The organism is Ochrobactrum soli (genome assembly GCF_003664555.1).
In the GTDB taxonomy this organism is placed as follows: domain Bacteria; phylum Pseudomonadota; class Alphaproteobacteria; order Rhizobiales; family Rhizobiaceae; genus Brucella; species Brucella teleogrylli.
The window spans coordinates 338,831-359,264 of sequence record NZ_RCHH01000006.1; the positions used below are offsets into that span (position 1 = coordinate 338,831).

Sequence of the window (20,434 nt, forward strand, 5' to 3'; positions counted from 1 at the left end):
GAACGGGCGGGGCACAGATTACCCCTCGGGGAGGAGGGCGATCTGATTACCGGGATAGCGCACAAGGCGACCGGCCAGATCGAATTCCAGCAGAATAAGCTGGACCTGACTGGCACCAATGCCGGTATGGCGGACAAGACTATCGATATCGACCGGGCTCGGACCAAGGACATCCATAATGCGGTAACGTTCCTCATCCGTCATGAGCGCGGGCAGTTCATCCAGCGGTTCTTCCAGTTGATGGTTACCGTCAGCCTGTGGAACTTCAGCGCTAAAAAGGTCTTGCGGTCGCAAGATCGGATTGAGTGCCTCGATCACATCTTCCACGCCGGTGACCAGTGTTGCGCCTTGTTTCAGGAGCGCGTTGGTGCCACGGGCGCGTGGGTCCAGCGGTGAGCCGGGCACGGCAAAAACCGTGCGGCCCATTTCGCCCGCCATCCGCGCGCTGATCAGCGAACCGGAGCGTTCCGCCGCTTCCACAACGATCAGGCCGAGCGAAAGCCCGGCAATGATGCGGTTACGGCGCGGAAAATCGCGGGATCGCGGTTCTGCGCCCATCGGCATTTCGGTGATCAAAGCGCCGTCATGTTCGGGGATTGCGCGGTATAGCGGCAGGTTTTCAGGCGGGTAGGGGCGATCCAGCCCTCCGGCCAGCACGGCGACCGTGCCGCTTGCCAAGCTGGCCTTGTGTGCGGCGGCATCAATGCCACGCGCGAGCCCGGAAATCACGGCAAAGCCCGCATCGCCGAGATCACGCGCCAGTTTCTCCGTGAAGCGCGCACCCACAACAGAAGCATTGCGCGAGCCGACGATGGCAACGGGTGGCTTGCGGAACACGTTCTCACCGCCCTTGATGATCACCAAAGGCGGCGGCGCTTCGCAGTTCTTCAGTTGCGCGGGATAATCCGGTTCGCCCATGCCGACGAGGCGAGCGCCATGGCGCTCAATTGCCTCCAGCTCACGCTCGGCATCTTCCATCGGCGTAATGCGAAGTGGTCTGGTGCTGCCGCCCCGGATATTGAGATCGGGTAGCCGCTCCAACGCATTGGCGGCGGAACCGCAAAAAAGGATAAGGTCGCGAAAGGTAACCGCACCGATATTGTCGGTGCGAATAAGGCGCAGCCAGTTCAATCTCTGGCGATCTGAGAGGCGAATTCCGGCTTTTGAATTCGCGCCCTCCATCACCCCTTGGCTCCGATCCGGCTTTCTGTGCCGTTCAGAAGCCGCTTAATATTGGCGTGGTGCTTGAAGAAGATGATCACTGTCAGCACTGCAAACAGGCCCGCAATCGCGTGGTCGCCTTTGAAATAAAGGCCAATCGGCACGATGACACTGGCCAGAAGCGCGGATAGCGACGAATAACGCGTGACAATTGCGGTTACGATCCAGACAGCGGCGAAGATCAAGGCGCCGGGCCATGCCAGGCCGATCAGAATGCCGAGATAGGTGGCAACGCCTTTGCCGCCCTTGAAGCCGATCCATACCGGAAAGAGATGGCCGATAAAGGCACCAAAGCCCGCAGCAATCGCGGCACCTTCGCCATAGCGCCATGCGACCAGCACCGCAAAGGTGCCCTTCAGCGCATCGAGAATGAGCGTCGCAGCGGCGAGCTTCTTGTTGCCGGTGCGCAGCACATTGGTTGCGCCGATATTGCCCGAGCCGATGGACCGCACATCGCCCAAGCCCGCCAGTCGGGTCAGGATCAGCCCGAAGGGGATGGAACCGAGGAGATAGCCGAAAATAAGTGTCGCGATGTGCACGAGATTAAAGAAACCGGTTTCGGCCATATAGATTCCCTCTGGCTTTTATTGTTATCCAAGGTCCCGAAAAGAGTTCTCCTGTCGGGACTATGGATTCTTATGCCGAATAAACGGTCTTGCCGGCGACTATAGTGCGGACAACGCGACCCTGAAAGCGGGCGCTTTCAAAACAGCTGTTCTTCGAAAGCGAATGCAGCTCTTCCTCCCGCACAATCCACGGCTCGTCGAGATCGACAATGGCAAGGTCTGCCGACGCGCCGGGCTTCAGCGTACCGGCATCGAGGCCGAAAATCTTCGCCGGGGCGGTAGACAGCACTTCAACCAGACGCAACAGCGGGATGCTGTCATTGTGATAAAGACGAAGGGCTGCGCCCAGAAGCGTTTCCAGGCCGATGGCTCCGGCTTCTGCATCCGCAAAGGGCAGGCGCTTGGTGTCGACGTCCTGCGGATCATGCGCGGAGACCACAATATCGATCGTGCCGTTCTTGACCGCCTCGACCATGGCAAGCCGGTCCTGTTCACTGCGCAGCGGCGGCGACAGGCGGAAGAAGGTGCGGAACTCGCCAATGTCGTTCTCATTGAGCGACAAGTGGTTGATCGACACACCTGCCGTCACCTTGGCGCCAAGGTCCTTGGCACGGCACATGGCTTCTGCCGACATGGCGCAGGAAAGCTGTGCCGCGTGATAATTGCTGTTGGTCAGCGCGGCGAGGCGCAGATCGCGCTCCAGCGGGATGACCTCGGCTTCACGCGGGCTCCCGGACAAGCCGAGCCAGCTTGCGAACAGGCCTTCATTCATCACGCCGTTGGCACCGAGATAGGGGTCACGGGTTTCGCAGGCGATGACCGCGTTGAAATCGCGGGCATAGGTCAGTGCGCGGCGCATCAGCTGCGTATTGGCTATTGTCTGACGGCCTTCGGTGAAGGCGACCGCACCGGCATCGCGCAACAGACCAATCTCAGTCATTTCTTCGCCATGCAGCCCTTTGGTGATAGCAGCCGCCGGGTGCACATTGACGATGGCCGTATCCCGCGCGGTGCGCTTGACGAATTCGACCAGCGCCACATCATCAATGACCGGATCGGTATCCGGCATCATGATGATAGAAGTCACACCACCCGCGGCAGCAGCGCGGCTGGCTGAAGCGATGGTTTCGCGGTGTTCTGCGCCTGGCTCGCCGATAAACACCCGCGAATCGACCAGACCGGGCAGAACTGCCTTACCGTCCAGATCGATGATTTCCGCACCTTCCGGTGCGCCCTGATTACGGGCATCCGCTCCGGCGGCAACGATCTTGCCGTCGCGGATCAGCACACTGCCGGTTTCATCGAGACCGCGTGACGGATCGACGATGCGCGCATTTTCAAACAGAACGGCGCTCATGCTGCTTCTCCGTTGCTTGGATTTCGGCGCGGATCGAGTAGGGCTTCCATCACGGCCATGCGCACCGCAACGCCCATTTCCACCTGCTGCTGGATGACGCTCTGCGGGCCATCGGCGACATCCGAGGCGATTTCGACGCCACGGTTCATCGGACCGGGATGCATGACGAGCGCGTCAGGCTTGGCGTGTTTCAGTTTTTCCTTATCGAGGCCGTAGAAGCGGAAATATTCACGCACCGACGGCACGAAGGCACCTGCCATGCGCTCGCGTTGCAAGCGCAACATCATGACCACATCGGCGTCTTTCAGACCTTCCTCCATCGAGTTGAAGACTTCGACACTCATATCCGCCATGCCGGAAGGCAGAAGCGTGGATGGCGCGACGACACGCACGCGCGCACCGAGGGCGTTGAGAAGCAGAATGTTGGAGCGCGCCACACGTGAGTGGAGCACATCGCCGCAAATGGCGACAATCAGGTTTTCGATCTGGCCTTTGGCGCGACGGATCGTCAGCGCATCGAGCAGGGCCTGTGTGGGATGTTCATGCGCGCCGTCGCCCGCATTGACGACCGAGCAGCCGACCTTTTGCGCGAGCAGGGCGGCAGCTCCGGCGGACGCATGGCGTATGACCAGAATATCCGGTTGCATCGCGTTCAGCGTCATCGCCGTATCGATGAGCGTTTCGCCCTTCTTGACCGACGAATTGCCGACCGACATGTTCATCACGTCGGCACCGAGCCGTTTACCGGCCAGTTCGAACGACGATTGCGTTCGCGTCGATGCTTCGAAGAAAAGATTGATTTGCGTGCGACCGCGCAGCACGGACTTTTTCTTCTCTGGCTGCCGGGATACGGCGATTTCCTGATCGGCAAGATCAAGGAGGCAGAGAATGTCCAGGGGCGATAGCCCCTTGATACCAAGCAGGTGGCGGTGAGGGAAAAGCGGAGAGACCGGTTCTTTTATCATGGCAAGTCACCCGTATAGGACCATAGCACTAAGCCCGCAACCGTCCTTATAACGGCATCTGCCGATTCCCCAAGAAAAACCTGTGTCGTTTGAGCGACAAATTCGGGAATGGATGGCAAATTTTTAGCAAATGCGGTGCAAGACGGTTAAGTTGAACAAAACGAACAGCACGGAATGAGCCTTTGAAAACGCACGAAGTCACCAACCAGACGCCGCCCATGACAGGCACCAATGCATATCTGGGCGATCCGCTTCTGATGCAGATTGCGGCTCGTTTTCCAAAAGAGCTCCACAATGAGCTGGAACAGACAGGGCGTTTCGTGCTGTCGGCGGAAGCGCAGGATCTGGCGCGACTGGCTAATACGGAACTGCCAAAGCTGCGCACCCATGACCGGCAGGGCAACCGTATCGATCTGGTCGAATATCACCCGGCCTATCACGCACTCATGCGCCGCTCCATCGCCCAGGGCCTGCATTGCTCGATCTGGGAAGACAATCCGGCTGAAACCGGTCGCCGTCATCAGGCGCGCGCCGCACGCTTTTATCTGACCGCACAGCTTGAGGCCGGGCACCTTTGCCCACTCACCATGACAAGCGCCTCGCTTGCGGCATTGATGGGCGCGCCGGACATCTACAAAGAGTGGTCTCCGGCGGTCCTGTCGCGCAAATACGACTTTTCTCAAAAGCCCGCGCTCGGCAAAAACGGCGTCACGCTCGGCATGGGCATGACGGAAAAGCAGGGCGGCACGGATGTGCGCACCAACACGACCCGCGCGACAGTCAATGAGGACGGCACCTATACGATCACCGGGCATAAATGGTTCATGTCTGCGCCGATGTCGGATGCGTTTTTGGTTCTGGCGCAGGTCGATGAGCAGCTTTCCTGCTTTCTGGTTCCGCGCCTCACTTCGGAAGGTAAAGGCAACGGCTTTGCCTTCCAGCGTCTCAAGGACAAGCTCGGCAACAAGTCCAACGCCTCTTCGGAAGTCGAGTTCGACGGCGCGATCGGCCAGCTGATCGGCAATCCGGGCGAGGGCGTGAAAACCATCATGGACATGGTAACGCTGACACGGCTTGATTGTGCCGTCGCATCGGCAGGCCTGATGCGCTCCGGTCTGGCCGAGGCCGTGCACCACTGCCGTCACCGCGAGGTCTTCGGTAAGTCTCTGATCGAGCAGCCTTTGATGAGCCGTGTTCTGGCCGATATGGCGCTGGATGTTGCTGGTGCGACAGCGCTTTCCATGCGCCTTGCCCGCGCCTTTGACATGGCGGCTGGTGATCGCGCCGAAGCTGCCTTCGCCCGCTGCATGACGCCGGTGGTGAAATATTGGGTGTGCAAGATTGCGCCTGCCTTGCTTTACGAAGCCATGGAGTGTCTTGGCGGCAACGGCTATATCGAAGACGGCAATCTAGCCCGCGCCTATCGCGAAGCGCCGGTCAACGCCATATGGGAAGGTTCTGGCAATGTCATGGCGCTGGACGTGGCGCGGGTGCTGTCGCGTGCGCCCGGTCTGTTTGACGAAGTGCTGGAATGGATCGGCGGACAACTTGGCCAGCGCGGGCAGGGCACCATCGACGTTCTGCGCGCTGCTTTGCAACTGACGGAAAGCGATCAGGGGGTTGCCCGTCTTCTGACGGAACAGCTTGCCTATGCGGCTGCGGCGGCGGAATTGCGCCAGCTCGGCGCTGACGACATTGCCGATGCCTTCATCGAAACCCGGCTCGGCGGCCAGTGGCGCAGCACCTATGGCATGCTCGATGCGCGCCATGATGCGATGCGCATTCTCGACCAGCTTTATCCGGCGTCGTAATCGTCATCGGCTTCCGACCGCCTGATCAGATGCAGGCGGTCGAGCGCGCCTTGCAGGATGAAGGCAGCAGCAGCCGAATCGATGCGTTCGGCGCGCTTGCCGCGTGATACATCCATGCCGATCAGCGCGCGTTCAGCGGCAACGGTGGACAGCCGTTCATCCCAGAACACGAAGGGCAGATCGGTCAGCGGCTGCATGGTGCGCACGAAAGCGCGGGTTGCCTGAACACGGGGACCGGAAGTGCCGTCCATATTCATAGGCAAGCCGATCACGATCACGCCGACCCTATCCGCCTCCAGCGCCTTCAAAAGCGTTTGCGCATCGAGCGTGAATTTCACGCGTTTGATGACTGGACGCGGATTGGCAAAGGAGAAACCGAGGTCCGAAACGGCGACGCCTATGGTTTTGGTGCCAAGGTCCAATCCGGCAATCGTCTGACCGGGCTTCAGCAGCGCCGGGATTTCCTCGATTTCAACGATAGCCATAAGTCCTCATCGGAATTTGAAGTGGTCTTCATATTGCTTTCAACTTTATGGGCGTCATATCTGTTCTCAACCCGGAAATCGAGATCGAAGGAGAATCTTCATGAAACTGACCTGGCTTGGCCATGCCGCCTTCCGCATTGAAACCGCAAAGGCGGTCATCCTCATCGATCCGTTCCTGAACGGCAATCCCGGGGCTAAAGGCATCGACTTCAAGGAAGCGACCAAAGGCGTCACCCATATTGCACTGACCCACGGCCACGGCGATCACATCGGCGACACGGTTGCCATTGCCAAGGAGCATGGCGCGACGGTTATCGCCAATGCCGATCTGGCAAGCTGGCTCGGCACACAGGGCGTTGAAAAGCTCGAGATGGGCAACACCGGCGGCACGCAGTCGCATGACGGCTTCACCGTCACCTTTGTCAATGCGCTGCATTCCTCGGCTTTTCTGACGGAAAACGGTGTTTCGCAGGCGCTTGGCAACCCGAACGGTCTGGTGTTCCATTTCGAGAACGACCCAACGCTTTATCACATGGGCGATACGGATATTTTCTCCGACATGGCGCTCATCAACGAGTTGCACCAGCCGGAAATCGGCATTGTGCCGGTTGGCGACCGCTTCACCATGGGCGGTGCGGTGGCGGCTCTGGCCTGCCAGCGTTACTTCAACTTCAAGACCGTGTTGCCCTGCCATTACGGTTCATTCCCGATCATCGATCAGACGGCAGAAAAGTTTGTGGCCGGTATGGCCGATCATCCCGGCACGAAGGTTCTGGCAGATCCTGCCGGCACCGTTCACAGCTTCTAATCCCCGTTGAAGCGCCAAGAAATGTTGCGCTTCAACAATCGCGCCGTTATAGCCGTAGCAAAGAACCTTCAGGGTGGCGGGTCGCCGCCCTGATACAGCATTTGCGGAGAACAGAATGTCCGTCGATATTTCCACCGTCAAACGCGTTGCGCATCTCGCGCGCATCGCCGTCAGCGAAGACGATGCCGAGCGCATGACCGGTGAACTCAATGCAATTCTGGGCTTTGTCGAGCAATTGAACGAAGTCAATGTTGACGGCGTCGAGCCGATGACCTCGGTGACGCCGATGATTATGCGCCTGCGCGACGACAAGGTGACCGATGGCGGCATCGCCGATGCCGTGGTTGCCAATGCGCCAGTCACGGAAGACAATTTCTTCGTCGTTCCGAAGGTCGTGGAGTAAGCCATGGCCGTTCGGGTTTCCATCGAGACCCCATTGCAGGACGACGTGCGCGAGCTGGTCGAGCACCTGAACGCGCATATGCTGCCGCTGTCGCCGCTTGAATTCCAGTTCAAGATGACAGTTGAGCAGATGGCGGAGCCGGATACCACGGTTTTCGTGGCCCGCGACGAGACGGGCAGGGCTGTCGGTTGCGGCGCTTTGAAGCTGCATGAAGACGGCATCGGCGAGTTGAAACGGATGTTCACCCGCCCGGAAGTGCGCGGCAAACGTGTGGGGTCTGCTCTCGTGGATGCGATTGTCGATGCGGCAAACGCCAAAAACGTTTCCCGCCTTGTGCTCGAAACCGGGACGGGCCCCGGCTTTGCCGGTGCCTGGCGGCTTTATGAGAATTCGGGTTTTACGCGCTGCGGTGTGGTTCTGGACTATCCGGACTCCGAATACAGCGCCTTTTTTGAAAAGCGTCTCTCTGAGGCGCACTGACAGGATTTGACGATGAGCGAACTGACCGCACTGACCATTGCCGAAGCGCGCGACAAGCTGAAGGCCAAGGCCATCACCGCGACCGAGCTGACCGATGCCTATCTGGCCGCTATCGACACCGCCAATGAAGCCATCAATGCCTATGTGACCGTTACGCACGATCAGGCGCGTTCCATGGCCAAGGCCTCGGATGAGCGCATCGCCAAGGGCGAAGCGGGCACGCTGGAAGGCATCCCGCTCGGCGTGAAAGACCTGTTCGCAACCAAGGGTGTGCATACGCAGGCTTGCTCGCACATCCTCGACGGCTTCAAGCCGGAATATGAATCGACCGTCACCGCCAATCTCTGGGCTGACGGCGCGGTCATGCTGGGCAAGCTCAACATGGACGAATTCGCCATGGGCTCGTCCAACGAAACCTCCTATTATGGCTCGGTCAAGAACCCGTGGCGCGCCAAGGGTTCCAATGCCGATCTGGTGCCGGGCGGTTCTTCCGGCGGTTCGGCTGCTGCCGTCGCCGCACAGCTTTGCGCCGGCGCCACCGCGACCGATACGGGCGGCTCGATCCGCCAGCCTGCAGCCTTCACCGGCACGGTCGGCATCAAGCCGACCTATGGACGCGTGTCGCGCTGGGGCACGGTTGCCTTCGCTTCGTCGCTCGATCAGGCTGGTCCGATTGCCCGCGACGTACGCGATGCCGCTATTCTGCTCAAGTCCATGGCATCGCTCGACCTGAAGGACACCACCTCGGTCGATCTTCCGGTGCCGGATTATGAAGCCGCCATCGGCAAGTCGCTGAAGGGCATCAAGATCGGCATTCCGCGGGAATATCGCGTCGATGGCATGCCGGGCGAGATCGAAGAACTGTGGCAGAAGGGCATCCAGTATCTGAAGGATGCCGGTGCCGAGATCGTCGATATTTCGCTGCCGCACACGAAATATGCGCTGCCTGCTTATTACATCGTCGCACCGGCGGAAGCTTCGTCCAACCTCGCGCGCTATGACGGCGTGCGCTATGGCCTGCGTGTGCCCGGCAAGGACATTGCCGACATGTATGAGCAGACCCGCGCGGCCGGTTTCGGCAAGGAAGTGAAGCGCCGTATCGTGATCGGCACCTATGTGTTGTCAGCTGGTTATTACGACGCCTATTATCTGCGCGCCCAGAAAGTTCGCACGCTGATCAAGAAAGACTTCGAGGACGTTTTCGCCAAGGGCGTGCACGCAATCCTCACGCCTGCGACGCCGTCGGCTGCATTCGGCCTTGCCGATGAAGACCTAGCTAACGATCCGGTCAAGATGTACCTCAACGACATCTTCACCGTGACTGTGAACATGGCCGGTCTTCCGGGCATTGCAGTGCCTGCTGGCATCAACGGGCAGGGCCTGCCGCTCGGTCTTCAGCTGATTGGTCGCCCGTTCGAGGAAGAAACCCTGTTCCAGACAGCCCACGCTATCGAGCAGGCCGCCGGACGCTTCACTCCGGCCAAATGGTGGTAAAAGTCGAAACTGCAATTCGCCGGGGATTGCATCGGCCCGAAAATCGAAGTCGATTTTCGGAAAGCACGATGCAACACTCAAAAGATATCGAGCGTCCTTTGTGCGTCCTTTCGGACGCACGGCGCTCGATGGCCGGCGAATTTGTTTTCATGGCCGCTCTTGCGGTCAGGGCGTGGGAAATCCCTGCCAAGACAGGTCCCTTAAGCGATCAACGTCGTGCAGAGCTGGAAGCGAATTTCCTTGGTTATCTGCATGAAAATGCCGATGGCGTTTTGGTTGCGGAGCTCGACGGAAAAATCCTCGGCTGGGGTGCGCGCGTTCCCGGCAGCAATTATATCGCCGATCTCTGGATCGATCCGCCCTATCACGGACAGGGCATAGGCGGACGCATTCTCGACGCGCTGATGGCGCAAATTCTGCTGGATGGCTTCGATTCAGCAACGATCGGCACGCATGCCGATAATCTCCCGGCCATCGGCCTTTACGAGAAAATGGGCTTTCGGATCGAGTGGCGCGGCGAAGAAGCTTCTGTCAGCATGGGCCGTGTTGTTGAAAAAGTGCGTATGCGCGCAACGCTTTGAAACCCCTTGGAGTGCACCCCTTCTGTTGCCGAACAGTCCGGCGCGCCTATCCTTCTCTTGAGAGTTCTAGTTTTTCTGAGGAGGAGGGCCATCATGTGGATCATGCTGACGGATGTGAGTGGTGAAAAGCTCGCGATCAATTTCAACCACGTTCTATCCTATAATGCCTACGGTACTGGCACACGCATTCTGACGATGAGTGCGGACCAGACCTTCTTCGTCAAGGAATCGCTGGAAGATATTGAGTCGCGCCTAGGTATCAACGTGAAAGCGTAAAAATCTTTCTTTTCAGTCAGTTGAAATATCTGGCTCAGATATAAATAAAGCGGCGGTTGGCCAAAACCAACGCGCCGCTCTCTGTTCATGATAAGCTTACTTTAAATGTCGAGTTCTTCCACGAAAGCAGCGCGATCCGTGATGAAGCGGAAACGAGCTTCCGGCTTGGTTCCCATCAGTTCATCGACGGTGTTGCGGGTTTCATCGATATAGTCTTCGTCCACCTGCACCCGCAGCAGCGTGCGCTTCTTCGGGTCCATCGTGGTTTCCTTCAACTGCTCGGCGCGCATTTCGCCAAGACCTTTGAAGCGACCGATTTCCACCTTGCCACGTCCGGTAAACATGGTGCGCAGCAATTCATCTTTATGGGCGTCATCGCGGGCATAGGCTGTCTTGCCGCCTTGGCTCAGACGGTAAAGCGGCGGTACGGCCAGATAAAGGTGGCCGTTACGGATCAATTCCGGCATTTCCTGATAGAAGAAAGTGATCAGCAGCGATGCGATATGCGCGCCGTCCACGTCGGCATCGGTCATGATGATCACGCGGTCATAACGCAGATCGTCTTCGCGATAATTCTTCCGCGTGCCACTACCGAGCGCCTGAATGAGATCGGCAATCTGCTGGTTTGCTGTCAGCTTTTCGCGGCCAGCGCTGGCGACGTTCAGAATCTTACCGCGCAGCGGCAGGATCGCCTGCGTGGCGCGATTGCGCGCCTGCTTCGCCGAACCGCCTGCCGAGTCACCTTCGACGATGAACAATTCCGCACCCGCTGCCGCATTCTGTGTGCAGTCGGCCAGTTTGCCGGGCAGGCGCAGCTTGCGCGTTGCGCTCTTGCGCACCGTTTCCTTTTCCTGACGACGGCGCAGGCGTTCTTCCGCTCGGTCCACCACCCAGTCGAGCAGGCGCGAGGCTTCCTGCGGCGAGGCAGCAAGCCAATGGTCGAACGGATCGCGGATTGCATTTTCCACAATGCGCTGCGCTTCCACCGTCGCCAGCTTATCCTTGGTCTGACCGACGAATTCCGGTTCGCGGATGAAGACCGACAACATGCCCGCAGCCGAAACCATGACGTCATCCGTCGTGATGATCGAAGCGCGCTTGTTATTGGTCAGTTCCGCATAGGCCTTGAGACCACGCGTCAGCGCAATGCGCAGGCCAGCCTCATGGGTGCCGCCATCGGCAGTCGGAATCGTATTACAATAGGAATGGACGAAGCCGTCGCCGCCATACCACGTGACCGCCCATTCGACGGCGCCGTGCCCGCCCTGCTTCTCGGTCTTGCCAGCAAAAAGCTCGCGGGTAACCTGATGTTCCTTGCCAAGGGAGGCCTGAAGATAGTCCTTCAGACCACCGGGGAAGTGGAACACGGCCTTTTCAGGTGTTTCCTTTTTCGGGTCGAGCAGCGAAGGATCGCAGTTCCAGCGGATTTCGACGCCGCCGAACAGGTAAGCCTTCGACCGCGCCATGCGATAAAGCCGGTGCGGGTCGAAATGCGCCGTCTTGCCGAAAATATCCGGATCCGGGTGAAAGCGAACACGTGTGCCGCGACGATTATGCACTTCGCCTGCATCTTCCAGCCCGCCCTGCGGAATACCGCGCGAAAAGCGCTGGCGATAAAGACGACGGTTGCGCGCGACTTCCACTTCCAGCACGTCGGACAGCGCATTGACCACCGAAACGCCGACGCCGTGCAGGCCGCCCGATGTTTCATAGGCCTTGCCGTCGAACTTGCCGCCCGCATGCAGCTTGGTCATGATGACTTCAAGCGTGGACTTGCCCGGCACCTGCGGGTGTTCGTCAACCGGAATGCCGCGTCCATTATCGGAAACGGTGATGAAACCTTCTGCATCGAGGCTGACTTCGATGAAATTTGCATGGCCTGCCACCGCTTCGTCCATCGAGTTATCGATGACTTCCGCAAATAGGTGGTGCAATGCCTTTTCGTCGGTGCCACCGATATACATGCCGGGGCGCAAACGCACCGGCTCCAGCCCTTCGAGAACGCGGATGGACGAGGCGTTGTAATCATCGCCACCTGATGAAGCCGGCGGGGCCTTGGTCGCAACCGGCTTTGCGGCCTGTTGAACAGGTGCAGACGGCAATGGCGTTGCCGCAGGCGGTGCGACGGGTTGAGGCGCGGCGCTCTGTTCCGTGCGTCGTTCCACCTGCCGCTCCCGGGCATTGTTCACCACTCTCGAAAAGAGATCGTTGCTGTCGTCCATCTTTACCCGATAAGCTCTCTGTCAGAATTTCAGGAAGGACCATGCGGCTTGCTGCCCCGGCATGGACCGAAAATATACTGTCTGCGAATCATCCGAATGATGCCATGCGCAGCCGTGAAAGGCTAATGAAGTTCGCCTTACGTTCCACTTTCGCACGGCTTTATCAAAGGATTTCGTGTGATGTCGTGTCGGTTTGCACCAGAAACAAGGCGAAAGTCAAACAAGCGGCTGTTCATTCGATGAATATGATGGAAACGGGGCCGTTGTTGGCCTACAGCGAACAAACGAGCATTTAGAAGAAATCGTGAGCGGGAAATGCAGGGCAGCGCGGCAGGCGGCGTAGAAGCGCATGTAAAAGGCATGGCCATTATGGTCGTCTCGGTGCTGATGCTGCCGCTGATGGACGCCATCGGCAAATGGCTGGCCATGATGGATAATATGCCTCCGGCAACCGTCACGTTCATGCGCTTTTTCGTGCAATGCTGGTTGATGTTCTTCATTCTGCTTGTGGCAGGTGGTGGAGTGGCGGCACTTCGCACGCAGCATCTGGCGGGCAACCTCATACGCGGGGTTCTGATGGGCTTTGGCGGCCTCTGCTTTTTCACAGCTGTCAAATATATGCCACTTGCCGACGCCATGGCCGTATTCTTCGCAGAGCCGCTTATCCTCACGCTGCTTTCGGCGATCTTCCTCAAGGAGAAGGTCGGCTGGCGGCGATTCAGCGCGGTCGGTATCGGCCTCATCGGCACGATGATCGTCATCCAGCCAAGCTTCGAGATTTTCGGCGCGGTGTCGCTGTTGCCGCTGGCGACGGCGGTGACATTCGCGATCTATCTGATCCTAAACCGCAAATTCGGCGCGAAGGAGAGCCCGCTCGTCATGCAGTTTTACGCAGGCGTTGGCGGATGGGTGTTTGCGGGGCTCGCCATGCTCGTCGGGCCAACCATGGGCCTCGAAGATTTGAGCTTCGGCCTGCCCAACGGCATCCAGCCCTGGCTGCTGTTGCTGCTTCTGGGCACTATCGGCACGGTCAGCCATTTGATGGTCGTGCACGCCTTCAAACTGGCGCCAGCTTCCATGCTGGCACCGTTTCAATATCTGGAAATCGTGAATGCGGTTCTGGTCGGGCTGATCGTCTTCGGCGATTTTCCAACGCCATCCAAATGGTTTGGCATCGTGATCATCATCGGCTCGGGCTTCTATGTCTTCATGCGCGAGCGCAAACTGAAGGTCGAAGTCTGACGCTTACTTCACCGCGCGACGACCGAATACGTTTTCGAACGCCTTGCCGAGCGCCACATCCATATCGCCCAAGGTCACGGGCAGGCCGAGATCAACAAGGCTCGTGACGCCGTGTTCTGAAATGCCGCACGGCACGATGCCGCCGTAATGGCCGAGATTCGGCTCCACATTGATGGCGATGCCATGAAAGCTGACCCAGCGGCGCAGACGAATGCCGATAGCGGCAATCTTGTCCTCGCACATGTCGCCATTGGCAAGGCGGGGCTTTTCAGGGCGCATCACCCAGACACCGACGCGATCTTCGCGGCGCTCGCCCTTCACATTGAATTCGGCGAGGCTTTCAATGATCCATTGTTCCAGTGCGGCCACGAAAGCGCGCACATCTTCGCGCCGGCGCTTCAGATCGAGCATCACATAGGCCACACGCTGACCCGGACCGTGATAGGTATATTCGCCGCCGCGCCCGGTGTTGAACACCGGCAAACTGTCCGGCGTCAGCAGGTCTTCTGCCCGCGCGCTCGTGCCCGCCGTATAAAGGGGAGGGTGCTCCACCAGCCAGACGAGTTCACTCGCCGTGCCTTCGCGGATGGCCTGAACCCGCGCTTCCATGAAGGCGAGCGCTTCCTCGTAATCGGTAAGCCCATCCGCCACGAGCCATTCCACCGGCGGCGCATCGGCGTCCACAGGCAAGAACTGCACGTTGAGCGCGTCGCGTTGCGGCTTGGAGGAACTATCCATAAGTGAGGCAGAATTGGTCATGATGGCAGCATATGGCGGTTTTCAGCGCCCGTTTCCAGATGTCAAAATGCCTCTGCACTTCACTGAACCGCGAGCGGCACTTCCGTTTCGCAGCGATTGCGGCCAGCCTGCTTGGCCCGATAGAGCGCCTGATCGGCGGCGTCGACCAGATGCGTATAGTCCGGATGGCCGTTGAACGTGGCGATGCCGATGGAAAGCGTCACGGTGTCCACCGTGCCATTGGTCAGATTGAATGTCTGTTGCTCGACCAGCTTACGCAGCTCTTCGCCAATACCAAAGGCCCTGTGTTCGTCGGTTTCGACGAGCGCGACCAGAAACTCTTCCCCGCCATAGCGGAAGACAAAATCTCCCGGACGGCAATGCGCCAGTATCGTTTCCGCGACCTGCTGCAATACGGCGTCGCCACCGCCATGCCCATGGGTGTCGTTGATCTTCTTGAAATGATCGATATCGACCATCAAAATGCTGAGATCGAGTCCTTTCTGTGAGGCCATGCGGATTTCGCGGGTCAGAATAGGCGGCAGAAAACGGCGGTTCAGGGCGCGTGTCAGTGGATCACGGCCTGTCTCCATCGTTGCTGCGGCCTGAAACAATTCCGCCAGCAGAAACTTCGCTTCGCCAATCCTCGTCTGAAACTCGGCCATCGCAGCTGGAAGCTCTGCCGGGTCACTTTTGCGGGCCGCATTCAAAGCTGGCAATAATTCATAATCAATGAGACTGACGGTCTGACGCAGACGTTCAAGCGTTGCCGAACCGGAAAACAGCATATCTGCCTTGTGTTGCAGCCACAGACCGAAATCCGAGCTGCCGAGCGAGAGCAGGGGGCTTTCACTGTTGCCATAAAGGTTGAACAACAGAGATTGGCTCCATTCCATCAGGGCGGCGCGCTGCGATTCCCGTTCGAGTGGAATGTCGTGGCTTAGCGTGAAGGCGCGATATGCTTCGTCCGTCTGGGCGCTTTTGCGCGCGTCTTTGACGAAGGCCTGACTCATGATTTCAATGGCAATATCGACCGCATTGCTGACATGCACGATCAGCCGAGCCAGCGCATCGCGCTCCGGCACAGTCTTCTTCAACTGGCGGATGATTTCGTTTTTCAGCAGCCGTGCGCCCTGCATGACGATATGGATAGGCACCTGAATGCGCGCATGAACCTCGCCAATCTTGCGCTGTTCCTGCACGAAAGCGGCTACATCCGTGGGATGGCTCACCAGGAGATGCACCAGCCAGTCGCTGAGCGAATGTTGCAGACGATCATGCACGACGGTTTGCGACAGGAAGACCGCCGCCTCGCGATTTTGCATCAGGCGACTATAAAAGATGTCCACGAAGCTCTGTTTGTGCTGCTCGACCAGATCCGACAAAAGCCGCGACTGGTCTTCAGACAGATGCGAGACCAGCTCTACCCATTCCTCTTCGGTCGCCCCGAGGCCTGTTTGAGATCCCCACCGCGTTGCATCGTTCAACAAGGCCGCACCACCCATATCCAAAATCCCGCCAAGCGCCGCCAGTTCCAGCAACCATCGTTACCGGCCAAGACCGATTGAAATGGGGAACAGGATTCTGCAGCTTTCTTCAGGTTCTATAAGGTGTGCCGGGCGGAACTCAATGCCTTATGTCGTTGATGCGCGAATTTGCCTGCGAACGGCGTTGCTCGGGGAAATTCGGGGTCGAAAAAGCCCTCGAAGTCGCTGTGGCGCCGTTTTTGCCTTCAGCCGGTTAATTTCGCCGTTTCATACTTCATAGTAAATTACTGAAATATAGGAGGTAAATTGCGTTCGGCTTGAAATTTGATATGATTGCTAATCATATTCAGGGTGCATTCATGTGGGAGACTTCATGATGCATGCACCTGAAAAGGAGAAGCATAATGAAGAGCAACCTTACAAGTTTTTGGTCTGGCAAGGCATTACTGGCCGGAACGATTGGCGCGACATTTCTGATCGGCGCCATCGCACCCGCAGCTGCGGTGCCGGTCATGCCTTCGGCTCCAGCTGTAGCCAACGAAAACATCCAGCAGGTTCGCGACCACTGGAGAGGCCGCGGCGGACATTGGAACGGTTACCGCCATGGACCACGTCCGGGCTGGCATGGCGGCGGTTATCGTCCGGGGCCGGGCTATTGGAACGGCCATCGCGGCTATAACTACTACCGCCATGGCTATCGCCGCCACAGCGACGGTTGGTGGTATCCGCTTGCGGCCTTCGGTGCGGGCGCAATCATTGGCGGGGCTATCGCGGCTCCACCGCCGCCACCTCCACCGGTCTATCGCGCACCGGCCTACAACACGTCTCATGTGGAATGGTGCTATGACCGTTACCGGTCCTACCGCAGCTCGGACAATACGTTCCAGCCTTACAATGGTCCGCGCCAGCAGTGCTATTCACCGTATCGCTGATAGATTCGGCCTCAATGAATAGGAAGCCGCCCTTCGGGGCGGCTTTTCTTTTGCAAAAAGCAGCTAAAAACCATCAGCTTGCGCTGATTGAAGCCAGTCTCGTTTCGCTATGGCGCGGGATTACGTGCAGTTGACAGGATTTTTTGAATTTATGTTGGAGAAACGTGATTTTATGGTGTTGACCATTCGAAAACTCGCCCTTATGTTCCGCCGCACTTCCAGGGACGATTTGTTCCTCAGGGAGCGCGTAGCTCAGCCGGTAGAGCAACTGACTTTTAATCAGTAGGTCCAGGGTTCGAATCCCTGCGCGCTCACCACTTTTCCGAGACCTTATTTGATCGATTCTCCAGTCTTTGGATCGATTTTGATTTCGACTTTCGCGCCGTTCTTCATGAAATACTCGATCTCATAATAGCCACGATCATTCCAATCGACTTCATCGACATATGACACGTCCGAGGTTTGCTCGATCTTCGAAATGATTTCAGAAAGTTTTTGACCTTCAGGGGCGGCGGCTGACGCCAGACCACAGGTCGTTGCAAATGCCAGAACGGTAAGCATCAAACGCATTGGTTCTCTCCATTTTCCATTGTTACATGGGGAGATATAGGCCCGCATTCATCAATGTTAAGAAACTAAATCCTCGGCACCTCGAATCTGGTCGCCTACGACCCTTCTTCCTCGACGGCAGTTTGTGCGATCTGTTGGGAACCGCTGTTGATCTGTTGCGCGGCAAGGAAGCCAAGCCAGACCGCAATGAGGCAAAGGATAACCGAAATGCCGATATTGAGCAGAGCTTTGCCGGCCTGGCCTGCTCGCAGGAGATCCAGTGTCTGCAGGCTGAATGAAGAAAATGTGGTGAAGCCGCCGCACACGCCGACCATGAAGGCGATACGCCAGATTTCCGGCACCGCAAAGCGCCCCTGTTCGAGTGTCAGCGCACCGAAAAAGGAAATAGCAAACGATCCGGCTATGTTGATGACGATTGTGCCCAAGGGAAGGTCGCGACTGACCGGCAACATCAAAAGCGCGAGCCAGTAACGCGCTACACTTCCGATTGCGCCGCCGAGAGCCACCATGATGGTTGCTTGCATAATTCACCTGTCAAAATTGCGGAACGAAATGCCTGCTGGAGAAAGTCGGGCAGGGGATAACCCACAGCCCCGACAGCTTCCCGCTATCGACGCATTGCGTTCCTGTTGTCAATTCGAGCAGGAGTCATCAGCCAGAAGCGGCGGTTTCGGGAGACCCCCATTCCCATCATGCGCATTATTTATATAGAATAGCCGCACGCCCCGTCAACGCGGCTGGAGCTTCACAATCGCGCAACCCGATTCCGCAACGCATCGCTGATGCGATAAATAGTGGAGGTCGGTGCGGGAAGGGTACGTCGCATGAATGCAACTTTCTTCAGGTAGCGGTCGATCTTCCAGGTGGCCCATGTTCCACCGCGGAAATAGCCCACATCACCGGCTTTCAGCGTTCGATGTTTTCCGTCGGCATCGGTGACATGCACCTCGCCTTCGAGAATATAAACCGTTTCATCCCAGCCGAAATACCAGCGAAATTCGCCCGCGGTGCAATCCCAGATCGCAGTGAAAGCCGCGCGGTCGCCGCTGGCGGATTGCTCGCATGAACGTGCCTTTGGCGATCCAGCCAGTATCCATTCAGGATTAATCGGCGCGGATTTCAGCTCCATGTCGAATGCATTATCGGCAATGAGCGCAGGCTTCGCCGGTGTGTTAAAAATATTAGGCTTAAAGACATTTGGCATAGTACGCGCAACCGCCATAACGGCTGTCGCCAGCATAAATTTCCAGGCCATGGTATCCCCCCGATCCACAATGGCCTGTTCTTAGTTGTAAATCGTCGGAAAAGTATTAATTCGCGAATAAAATTTGGCGCGGCGAAACCAGAAATACTGTTCCCAACGGCGCATTCCATGCTTCAATTTTATTGAACTTATGGGGCGTTTTAGCCAATGAAAATGAAAATAAGCTTGTGATAAGTGTGATGACGAACCCTCTGTCAGAGGGCATTGTCAGATCGATTTCAATAAGAGGCGCGCGAGCTAATGAGCCAGACGAAGCTATTTTCTCCTTTGGACGTGGGCGGTTTGCATCTGAAAAACCGCATTGTCATTGCCCCGATGTGCCAATATTCGGCTGAAGACGGCAAAACTACCGATTGGCATCTGATGCATCTGGGTAGTCTCGCTCAATCCGGAGCAGGGCTGTTGACGATTGAGGCAACGGCAGTCAGCCCTGAAGGCCGGATCAGTTATGCGGATGTCGGGCTTTATTCCGATGAAACCGAAGCCGCGCTGGAACGGACGCTCGACGGTATTCGTCGCTGGTCATCCATGCCCATCGCCATACAGCTTGCGCATGCAGGCCGCAAAGCATCTACTGATTTGCCGTGGCAAGGTGGACGCCAGATTGCGCCGCAGCACGAGAACGGCTGGCAGACCATTGCGCCATCTGCAGTGGCGTTTAACCCCGCCGACAATGCTCCGACAGCGATGGATAAAGACGAGTTGAAGCGCATCCGCGATGCATTTGTAAGCGCTGCCAAACGCTCGGCGCGGCTCGGTCTCGATGCAATCCAGGTGCACGGAGCCCATGGTTACCTTTTGCACGAATTCCTGTCGCCGCTCTCGAACAAGCGCGACGATGAATATGGCGGCTCGCTGGAAAACCGTCTGCGTTTTCCGCTCGAAGTGTTCGACGCTGTTCGCGCCGCTTTCCCAGCGGATCGTCCGGTCACGATGCGCGTTTCCGGAACGGATTGGGTCGAAGGCGGTTGGGATATCGAACAGACCGTAGCGTTCTCGCAAGCTTTGGCCGCAAGAGGTTGCGCAGCAATTCACGTTTCGAGCGGCGGCCTTGATGCGGCACAGAAAATTCCAGTCGGCCCGAGCTATCAGGTACCGCTGGCGCGCGCTGTAAAAGCGGCTGTCAATATTCCCGTCGTTGCTGTCGGTCTGATTACCGATTTCGAGCAGGCTGAAGCCATTCTGGCCACTGGTGATGCTGATATGATCGGACTCGCACGCACGGTTCTCTATGATCCGCGCTGGCCGTGGCATGCGGCGGCGCATTTCGGCGAAACGATTGAGGCGGCTCCCCAGTTTCTGCGTTCACAGCCGCGCCAGTTCCGCAATCTCTTCACACAGGCAAAGTAACGAACACCCGCCAAGCAGGATTCAACGGGGCAGCCTAAAGCATGTCGCTGTTAACCGGATTCGGGATTCCCGTTTGGCTTGATCTGTGGTTCACTTGTCTCATGGAAGGAGATGCACCATGGGCAAGCCGCATCCGATTGAGTTGCGTGAGCGTGTCGTTGCGTTTGTGAATGAGGGCAATA

Annotated in this window: 22 protein-coding genes, 1 tRNA gene and 1 riboswitch; of the genes, 12 read left to right on the forward strand and 11 right to left on the reverse strand. The window is 57.7% G+C overall.

Features of this window, described 5'->3' with window-relative positions; translation table 11 throughout:
* Positions 1-18 precede the first annotated feature (18 nt).
* The 4 genes from dprA to D8666_RS13400 form a co-directional block, all read right to left on the reverse strand.
* Positions 19-1,185 (reverse strand): DNA-processing protein DprA, encoded by a 1,167-nt coding sequence (gene dprA, locus D8666_RS13385; protein ID WP_109367342.1) that lies wholly within the window; start codon positions 1,183-1,185, stop codon positions 19-21.
* Positions 1,182-1,787, reverse strand: coding sequence for a glycerol-3-phosphate 1-O-acyltransferase PlsY (plsY, locus tag D8666_RS13390; RefSeq protein ID WP_109367343.1), 606 nt, complete (start codon positions 1,785-1,787; stop codon positions 1,182-1,184). The genes dprA and plsY overlap by 4 nt, the downstream gene beginning before the upstream one ends.
* Positions 1,788-1,857: 70 nt before the next feature.
* Positions 1,858-3,144 (reverse strand): dihydroorotase, encoded by a 1,287-nt coding sequence (locus D8666_RS13395; RefSeq protein WP_109367344.1) that lies wholly within the window; start codon positions 3,142-3,144, stop codon positions 1,858-1,860.
* On the reverse strand, positions 3,141-4,109 hold the full coding sequence (locus D8666_RS13400; RefSeq protein ID WP_109367345.1) for an aspartate carbamoyltransferase catalytic subunit: 969 nt from the start codon (positions 4,107-4,109) through the stop codon (positions 3,141-3,143). Before D8666_RS13400 ends, D8666_RS13395 begins: the two co-directional genes overlap by 4 nt.
* A gap of 182 nt (positions 4,110-4,291) precedes the next feature.
* Here D8666_RS13400 and D8666_RS13405 point away from each other — a divergent pair, with 182 nt between their 5' ends.
* Positions 4,292-5,920, forward strand: coding sequence for an acyl-CoA dehydrogenase family protein (locus D8666_RS13405; protein WP_121538332.1), 1,629 nt, complete (start codon positions 4,292-4,294; stop codon positions 5,918-5,920).
* On the opposite strand, the gene ruvX is transcribed toward D8666_RS13405, so the two are convergent.
* Positions 5,905-6,405, reverse strand: a complete 501-nt coding sequence (gene ruvX, locus D8666_RS13410; protein ID WP_109367347.1) for a Holliday junction resolvase RuvX — start codon at positions 6,403-6,405, stop codon at positions 5,905-5,907. The two genes, D8666_RS13405 and ruvX, sit on opposite strands and share 16 nt — an antisense overlap.
* Before the next feature lie 100 nt (positions 6,406-6,505).
* Between ruvX and D8666_RS13415 the strand changes: the two genes are divergently transcribed.
* The 6 genes from D8666_RS13415 (at position 6,506) to D8666_RS13440 (ending at position 10,447) form a co-directional block, all read left to right on the forward strand.
* Positions 6,506-7,213, forward strand: coding sequence for a metal-dependent hydrolase (locus D8666_RS13415; protein WP_121538334.1), 708 nt, complete (start codon positions 6,506-6,508; stop codon positions 7,211-7,213).
* A gap of 115 nt (positions 7,214-7,328) precedes the next feature.
* On the forward strand, positions 7,329-7,616 hold the full coding sequence (gene gatC / locus D8666_RS13420; protein ID WP_121538336.1) for an Asp-tRNA(Asn)/Glu-tRNA(Gln) amidotransferase subunit GatC: 288 nt from the start codon (positions 7,329-7,331) through the stop codon (positions 7,614-7,616).
* Between the two features lie 3 nt (positions 7,617-7,619).
* On the forward strand, positions 7,620-8,096 hold the full coding sequence (locus tag D8666_RS13425) for a GNAT family N-acetyltransferase (RefSeq protein ID WP_121538338.1): 477 nt from the start codon (positions 7,620-7,622) through the stop codon (positions 8,094-8,096).
* 12 nt (positions 8,097-8,108) lie between these two features.
* Positions 8,109-9,590, forward strand: a complete 1,482-nt coding sequence (gene gatA, locus D8666_RS13430) for an Asp-tRNA(Asn)/Glu-tRNA(Gln) amidotransferase subunit GatA (RefSeq protein ID WP_109367350.1) — start codon at positions 8,109-8,111, stop codon at positions 9,588-9,590.
* 68 nt (positions 9,591-9,658) lie between these two features.
* On the forward strand, positions 9,659-10,171 hold the full coding sequence (locus tag D8666_RS13435; protein ID WP_235858959.1) for a GNAT family N-acetyltransferase: 513 nt from the start codon (positions 9,659-9,661) through the stop codon (positions 10,169-10,171).
* 93 nt (positions 10,172-10,264) lie between these two features.
* Entirely contained in the window at positions 10,265-10,447 is a 183-nt protein-coding gene (locus tag D8666_RS13440) for a hypothetical protein (protein ID WP_109367351.1), read from the forward strand.
* A 101-nt stretch (positions 10,448-10,548) separates the two neighbouring features.
* Here the strand turns inward: D8666_RS13440 and parE are convergent, their stop codons facing one another.
* Positions 10,549-12,669, reverse strand: a complete 2,121-nt coding sequence (parE, locus tag D8666_RS13445; RefSeq protein ID WP_121538340.1) for a DNA topoisomerase IV subunit B — start codon at positions 12,667-12,669, stop codon at positions 10,549-10,551.
* Between the two features lie 41 nt (positions 12,670-12,710).
* On the opposite strand from parE, the gene D8666_RS13450 reads away from it, so the two are divergent.
* Both D8666_RS13450 and D8666_RS13455 read left to right on the forward strand, forming a co-directional pair.
* Positions 12,711-12,965: a hypothetical protein gene (locus D8666_RS13450; protein WP_121538342.1), complete on the forward strand. Its 255-nt coding sequence runs from the start codon at positions 12,711-12,713 to the stop codon at positions 12,963-12,965.
* A 19-nt stretch (positions 12,966-12,984) separates the two neighbouring features.
* The gene (locus tag D8666_RS13455; protein ID WP_121538344.1) at positions 12,985-13,911 is read left to right on the forward strand and encodes a DMT family transporter; all 927 of its coding nucleotides are present in this window, start codon (positions 12,985-12,987) and stop codon (positions 13,909-13,911) included.
* Positions 13,912-13,914: 3 nt separating this feature from the next.
* Here the strand turns inward: D8666_RS13455 and lipB are convergent, their stop codons facing one another.
* Positions 13,915-14,649 carry a lipoyl(octanoyl) transferase LipB gene (gene lipB / locus D8666_RS13460; protein ID WP_371830819.1) on the reverse strand — a complete coding sequence of 245 codons (735 nt, stop codon included), beginning with the start codon at positions 14,647-14,649 and terminating at the stop codon, positions 13,915-13,917.
* An 80-nt stretch (positions 14,650-14,729) separates the two neighbouring features.
* Positions 14,730-16,190, reverse strand: a complete 1,461-nt coding sequence (locus D8666_RS13465; RefSeq protein WP_235858960.1) for a GGDEF domain-containing protein — start codon at positions 16,188-16,190, stop codon at positions 14,730-14,732.
* A gap of 350 nt (positions 16,191-16,540) precedes the next feature.
* Here D8666_RS13465 and D8666_RS13470 point away from each other — a divergent pair, with 350 nt between their 5' ends.
* Together D8666_RS13470 and D8666_RS13475 are read left to right on the forward strand one after the other, a co-directional pair.
* Positions 16,541-17,068, forward strand: coding sequence for a BA14K family protein (locus tag D8666_RS13470; protein WP_121538346.1), 528 nt, complete (start codon positions 16,541-16,543; stop codon positions 17,066-17,068).
* A 241-nt stretch (positions 17,069-17,309) separates the two neighbouring features.
* Positions 17,310-17,385 (forward strand) — tRNA-Lys (locus tag D8666_RS13475).
* 13 nt (positions 17,386-17,398) lie between these two features.
* Here the strand turns inward: D8666_RS13475 and D8666_RS13480 are convergent.
* From D8666_RS13480 to D8666_RS13490, 3 genes are all read right to left on the reverse strand, one after another.
* Positions 17,399-17,638 carry a PepSY domain-containing protein gene (locus D8666_RS13480; protein WP_121538348.1) on the reverse strand — a complete coding sequence of 80 codons (240 nt, stop codon included), beginning with the start codon at positions 17,636-17,638 and terminating at the stop codon, positions 17,399-17,401.
* A 95-nt stretch (positions 17,639-17,733) separates the two neighbouring features.
* Complete coding sequence (gene crcB, locus D8666_RS13485) at positions 17,734-18,162, reverse strand: fluoride efflux transporter CrcB (RefSeq protein ID WP_121538350.1); 429 nt, start codon at positions 18,160-18,162, stop codon at positions 17,734-17,736.
* Positions 18,163-18,273: 111 nt separating this feature from the next.
* Positions 18,274-18,336, reverse strand: a riboswitch (Fluoride riboswitch).
* 47 nt (positions 18,337-18,383) lie between these two features.
* Positions 18,384-18,893, reverse strand: a complete 510-nt coding sequence (locus D8666_RS13490; RefSeq protein ID WP_109367382.1) for a cupin domain-containing protein — start codon at positions 18,891-18,893, stop codon at positions 18,384-18,386.
* Positions 18,894-19,142: 249 nt separating this feature from the next.
* Here D8666_RS13490 and D8666_RS13495 point away from each other — a divergent pair, with 249 nt between their 5' ends.
* The gene (locus D8666_RS13495; RefSeq protein WP_109367383.1) at positions 19,143-20,252 is read left to right on the forward strand and encodes an NADH:flavin oxidoreductase/NADH oxidase; all 1,110 of its coding nucleotides are present in this window, start codon (positions 19,143-19,145) and stop codon (positions 20,250-20,252) included.
* Positions 20,253-20,434 lie beyond the last annotated feature (182 nt).

What these genes read in the sequence shown, in the direction of transcription:
- plsY (WP_109367343.1), bottom strand. Translation starts at nt 1,787, where the DNA reads ATGGCCGAAACCGGTTTCTTTAATCTCGTGCACATCGCGACACTTATT.
- D8666_RS13395 (WP_109367344.1), bottom strand. Translation starts at nt 3,144, where the DNA reads ATGAGCGCCGTTCTGTTTGAAAATGCGCGCATCGTCGATCCGTCACGC.
- D8666_RS13400 (WP_109367345.1), bottom strand. Translation starts at nt 4,109, where the DNA reads ATGATAAAAGAACCGGTCTCTCCGCTTTTCCCTCACCGCCACCTGCTT.
- ruvX (WP_109367347.1), bottom strand. Translation starts at nt 6,405, where the DNA reads ATGGCTATCGTTGAAATCGAGGAAATCCCGGCGCTGCTGAAGCCCGGT.
- D8666_RS13415 (WP_121538334.1), top strand. Translation starts at nt 6,506, where the DNA reads ATGAAACTGACCTGGCTTGGCCATGCCGCCTTCCGCATTGAAACCGCA.
- gatC (WP_121538336.1), top strand. Translation starts at nt 7,329, where the DNA reads ATGTCCGTCGATATTTCCACCGTCAAACGCGTTGCGCATCTCGCGCGC.
- D8666_RS13425 (WP_121538338.1), top strand. Translation starts at nt 7,620, where the DNA reads ATGGCCGTTCGGGTTTCCATCGAGACCCCATTGCAGGACGACGTGCGC.
- gatA (WP_109367350.1), top strand. Translation starts at nt 8,109, where the DNA reads ATGAGCGAACTGACCGCACTGACCATTGCCGAAGCGCGCGACAAGCTG.
- D8666_RS13435 (WP_235858959.1), top strand. Translation starts at nt 9,659, where the DNA reads ATGCAACACTCAAAAGATATCGAGCGTCCTTTGTGCGTCCTTTCGGAC.
- D8666_RS13440 (WP_109367351.1), top strand. Translation starts at nt 10,265, where the DNA reads ATGTGGATCATGCTGACGGATGTGAGTGGTGAAAAGCTCGCGATCAAT.
- parE (WP_121538340.1), bottom strand. Translation starts at nt 12,669, where the DNA reads ATGGACGACAGCAACGATCTCTTTTCGAGAGTGGTGAACAATGCCCGG.
- D8666_RS13450 (WP_121538342.1), top strand. Translation starts at nt 12,711, where the DNA reads ATGCGGCTTGCTGCCCCGGCATGGACCGAAAATATACTGTCTGCGAAT.
- D8666_RS13455 (WP_121538344.1), top strand. Translation starts at nt 12,985, where the DNA reads ATGCAGGGCAGCGCGGCAGGCGGCGTAGAAGCGCATGTAAAAGGCATG.
- lipB (WP_371830819.1), bottom strand. Translation starts at nt 14,649, where the DNA reads ATGGATAGTTCCTCCAAGCCGCAACGCGACGCGCTCAACGTGCAGTTC.
- D8666_RS13470 (WP_121538346.1), top strand. Translation starts at nt 16,541, where the DNA reads ATGAAGAGCAACCTTACAAGTTTTTGGTCTGGCAAGGCATTACTGGCC.
- D8666_RS13480 (WP_121538348.1), bottom strand. Translation starts at nt 17,638, where the DNA reads ATGCGTTTGATGCTTACCGTTCTGGCATTTGCAACGACCTGTGGTCTG.
- crcB (WP_121538350.1), bottom strand. Translation starts at nt 18,162, where the DNA reads ATGCAAGCAACCATCATGGTGGCTCTCGGCGGCGCAATCGGAAGTGTA.
- D8666_RS13490 (WP_109367382.1), bottom strand. Translation starts at nt 18,893, where the DNA reads ATGGCCTGGAAATTTATGCTGGCGACAGCCGTTATGGCGGTTGCGCGT.
- D8666_RS13495 (WP_109367383.1), top strand. Translation starts at nt 19,143, where the DNA reads ATGAGCCAGACGAAGCTATTTTCTCCTTTGGACGTGGGCGGTTTGCAT.